The organism is Aureimonas ureilytica, from assembly GCF_001475935.1.
GTDB lineage: Bacteria > Pseudomonadota > Alphaproteobacteria > Rhizobiales > Rhizobiaceae > Aureimonas > Aureimonas ureilytica_A.
In genome coordinates, this window is record NZ_LDQA01000140.1 from 1 (window position 1) to 706 (window position 706).

General features: G+C 65.6%; 1 protein-coding gene and 1 pseudogene. Both read right to left on the reverse strand.

The window, feature by feature from the left end; all coding sequences use genetic code 11:
* Window positions 1-231: pseudogene (fliI, locus tag NS365_RS23080) on the reverse strand (flagellum-specific ATP synthase FliI); the annotation flags it as partial.
* Window positions 228-706 (reverse strand): flagellar basal body rod C-terminal domain-containing protein (locus tag NS365_RS23085; RefSeq protein WP_058602617.1); only part of this gene is annotated, 479 nt, incomplete at its 5' end. The pseudogene fliI and the gene NS365_RS23085, both read right to left, overlap by 4 nt.

A 706-nucleotide genomic window follows, 5' to 3' on the forward strand; every position in this document is an offset into this window, starting at 1 on the left:
GCGCACCGCGAAGGGCTTCACCGTGGCCGAGGCTTCCTCGACGCGCACGACCTCGCCCAGTTCCTCGCCTTCGGGGCCGTCGCAGACCACGCAGTCGCCGAGCTTCACATAGGGGCTGAGGCCCGCCACGCGGAAGGACTGCGCGGACACATCGACGATATGCCCGCTGATGCGGATCAACGGCTCGTTCAGGCCCGAAAGATCGACCTTCTGCCTGGAGCCTGCCGTCATTTCGTGGCTCCGAGCTGGGTGACGGCGGAGTTGAGCGAGTTCTCGGAGGTCTGGATCATGTTGGCGGCCTGCTCGAAGGCCCGCTGCACTTCGATGAGGCGCGTCATCTCAAGAATGGGATTGACGTTGGAGCCTTCCACATAGCCCTGCGCGACGGCCGTGTCCTCGAAATCCACCAGCGGCTGGGCTGCCTTATTGGGAACGACGCCGGAGGTGCCGGCGCGCTGGAGATCGGCGCCCACCGGCATCTTGAACAGGCCGACCGCGCCGATCTGCACGTTCTTCTGCGTGATCATGCCGTCATGGGCGATGGAGATCGGACCGCCCGAGGGATCGATCATCAGGGGCGCGCCGCCGACATCGAGGAAAGGCTCGCCGTTGACGGTGACGAGTTCGCCGGTCGGCTTCATCTGCATCCGCCCGTCGCGCGTATAGACGGTGCCCTTGGGCGTCTGGATGGCGAAGAAGGCGTCGC